This window comes from Clostridioides sp. ZZV14-6150 (assembly GCF_020657875.1).
Taxonomy (GTDB): Bacteria; Bacillota; Clostridia; order Peptostreptococcales; family Peptostreptococcaceae; genus Clostridioides.
The window spans coordinates 1-3108 of sequence record NZ_JAGWDA010000042.1; the positions used below are offsets into that span (position 1 = coordinate 1).

At 31.5% G+C, this 3108-nt stretch carries 6 protein-coding genes; all 6 read right to left on the reverse strand.

Annotation, left to right across the window (positions count from 1 at the left end; genetic code table 11):
- Positions 1 to 143, reverse strand: a 143-nt coding sequence (locus KGF41_RS20410) for a phage tail protein (protein ID WP_227857132.1), incomplete at its 3' end; no start/stop codon positions are given.
- An 11-nt stretch (positions 144 to 154) separates the two neighbouring features.
- Positions 155 to 772 carry a YmfQ family protein gene (locus KGF41_RS20415; protein ID WP_227857129.1) on the reverse strand — a complete coding sequence of 206 codons (618 nt, stop codon included), beginning with the start codon at positions 770 to 772 and terminating at the stop codon, positions 155 to 157.
- A complete protein-coding gene (locus KGF41_RS20420; RefSeq protein ID WP_227857130.1) occupies positions 765 to 1814 on the reverse strand; it encodes a baseplate J/gp47 family protein in 1050 nt (349 codons plus the stop codon). The genes KGF41_RS20415 and KGF41_RS20420 overlap by 8 nt, the downstream gene beginning before the upstream one ends.
- Positions 1815 to 2234: a DUF2634 domain-containing protein gene (locus KGF41_RS20425; RefSeq protein WP_227840700.1), complete on the reverse strand. Its 420-nt coding sequence runs from the start codon at positions 2232 to 2234 to the stop codon at positions 1815 to 1817. It lies immediately after the preceding gene.
- A gap of 4 nt (positions 2235 to 2238) precedes the next feature.
- Complete coding sequence (locus KGF41_RS20430) at positions 2239 to 2499, reverse strand: DUF2577 domain-containing protein (RefSeq protein WP_227840701.1); 261 nt, start codon at positions 2497 to 2499, stop codon at positions 2239 to 2241.
- A 12-nt stretch (positions 2500 to 2511) separates the two neighbouring features.
- Positions 2512 to 3108: C40 family peptidase (locus KGF41_RS20435; protein ID WP_227857131.1), on the reverse strand; the 597-nt coding region annotated here is incomplete at its 5' end.

Consider the following 3108-nt stretch of genomic DNA (forward strand, 5'->3'; position numbering starts at 1 on the left):
TCAGTTGGAGTATATTCACTCCCTCCTCCATCACCAAGTTGAATTTTTACAAATCCCACTTTATTACCTGTGACACTTGCATTTGCTATCTTTGCTTTTCCTACATCTGTAATTATAGTGTAATAACTTTTATCTATAGCCAATATATCACCTCCTAAAATATTGTTACCTCTTGGTATCCAACTCCATTGCCAGTTAATACATCAATTTCTCCATAGGTTTCTATATCTGGTGGACTCCAAGGGTATATAGTTATTTCTTGACCCATTAAAGTAGTTATACCAAAATACATACCATTATCCTTGCTTACAAGTACTCTAGTATAATCTAAAGTCATATTACATGGCTTAATATTACTTACAAAAGAATGAACTTCCTCAAACCAATCTTGATTTCTAGCATCACTTTCTAAATGTATGTTATAAGTAGCATTATTAATAGTTAATTCATAATTACCTTCTCCAACTATACTATCTAGCCAGTTTCTTAAAAATCTCTCTGAATAGGGTAATTTACTTATATATCTACTAAAAATCCTAAACCTTCTATCCTCTAAAGTCTCATTTGATTTGGGAGTTATAGACATTATTTTTTCCCATCTTTTTATACCATTTGGAGTTAGGTCCTCTAAAAACTGGTCACTTGATAAGTCATTCAATTTTTCATATAATATTTTTATTTCTTTGTTGTCTGCATTAAATACTTTTATATACTCTTCTTTATCTTGCAGAATTTGTGGCAAGTAATCTATTAGATTAATCTCTTTATCCAACTACCTCACCTCTCACTACTATACTGTTACTGTCTATAGTTAGATTAGATTTATCATCATTTATCATTGTGTTTGTAATATCTAACACTCCATCAATGCTTAACAATCTCGTTTCAATCTGAGATATACGAACTATTAAGTTTTCTTCATCTTCCCAACTCATATTTAACTCATTCAAATAGTCGTCTATTGCTTCTTCTGCAATTGATTTTATATTCTCCCAAGTGTAACCACTCTTATATGTTATCTCTGCTGATATATTTATTGTTGTACTTGTAACTCCTTCAACTGTGACTCTATGACCTATTGGTGCTAATCCTAAGCCTTGTCCTTGATGTCCAATTGGGTCAATTTCTTCTTGTACTAGATTAACTAAATCATCTGATGGTACTTTGAAATTAGAATTAATTATTACTAACTTAACAGTACCTCCACCATTCCACACAGGATAAACTTTAACTCCTCCAACGTCTTGTATCTTATTAACTTCATCCTTATAGTTTTGAATATTACCACCAAAGGACTGTGAATTTAGGCTATCATAATATCTTTGCCTTAAACTGTCCTCAGATTCTTCATCTTCTCCATTTATCAATATTTCTGTTAATTCTGCTGTTTCTAATTTGTCTATATATTCGATAGGTATTAACTGACCAAGTTCAAATATAGGTCCAGCAGTCTCACATTTCATCTTATATATTCCTTCAGATATTCTCTCAATTGCTGTATAATTGTACTCCCCTAAATTAAACCTAGAATCAAGTGGAATATCTATATTAAAGACACCCTTAGCAATTGTATTAGTAGCAGATAGTGGCGTGATTCCTCGTTCTTTGCATCTTTTCTCTAAATAATAATAACTAGCAGTATCTACGAATGTTTGGTCTAGTAATTCATCCATAGCAATATATGTCTCTGTAAGTTCTATAGCAACAGGAGCAAGAGCATTATATATTATAGAACCTTCCCTTTTATCAAAAGTATCTGGTACACTATCTAACATTCTTTTAATTATATTTTCAAATGTCATTAACTCAAACAATTATACACTCACCACCTTCTCTGCTTTTATATTTCCATATTTACTGTGAACTGTGAACTTACAATGTACTTTTCCTTTTATATTTTGAAACTCAAAATTATCTACATTTTCAATCCTATCATCTTGAATTAGTGCTTCTGTTATCCTTCTTTCAAGTTCGGATATTACATATGAAATAGGTTCTCCAATTAAATCATTTAGTTCAACACCATAATTCCAAGAATATATTAAATGTTGGTATCTCTCTGTGTTTAAAATTAAAAAGATGGTCTGTTTTAATGCTTCCACATCATTACAAATACCATCTACTTTATTTCTCTCCATATTCAGTTTAAACGTCTTACTTGGCTCTTGTCTTACATCAAAATTAATTATTGATACATCTTCAATGTCATAATCCAAATTATCGCTTGGTAACACTTCATCACATCCTATCTAAAATCAAGTATTGTTGCCCTCCTTGCATACGAATTAAAACCAATTTGTCTCCCACCTTTTTGTCTGTATATCTTTTAAATGTATCTGTTTGTATTAGAAAAAATTCACCAATAGATAGTTTTTGTTCTATCTTAACTCTTAGAGGGCTAACACTTTCTATTGTTCCAAATACAACCCTCATTGGATTACTTGTTTCTACTGCATCCATCGCTGCTTTCTTAATTATTTGTAATAATTCTTGGCTCATATTTAACCTCACTTATATAAATCTTCTCACATGTGTGTACGCTTTTCCTTTTCGATATGAATCAACCGATTGTATTTTTACTACATCACCAGTCTGTGGTGAATGAATCATTTGACCATTTCCAATATACATCATTACGTGATTACTACTACCTCCACCAACTCTACATAATAAGTCTCCTGCTTTCCACTTACTTCTATCTTTTAAGTCTACGGCCTTTCCTGCCTTGCTTTGTGTTGCAACTGTTCTAGGGATGCTTATACCTATTTGTTTATAGCACCATTGTGTAAATCCAGAACAATCAAATGTATTAGGACCTTCTGCTCCTCGAGCATATTTACAACCTAATTTACCTTTAGCTATACTAATTAGTTTATCTGCTTTAGAACTATTATTTGTGGATGTATTAGCATTGTTATTATTTTGAACTTGATAAGTTGTATCTTTTAAATTCTTTTCTGCTTCTTCATTACTTCCAACTCCCGTACCTGCACTATTAGAACTATATGAATTTCCTGTTATTTGTTTATAAAACTTGCCTACTCCTGGTACCCAATCTTTATTAAGAGGACTATCATAAAGTGGAGCATACTTATCTCTAATACGCTC

Coding starts and splice junctions, on each gene's coding strand:
- KGF41_RS20430 (WP_227840701.1), bottom strand. CDS start 2,499: ATGAGCCAAGAATTATTACAAATAATTAAGAAAGCAGCGATGGATGCA.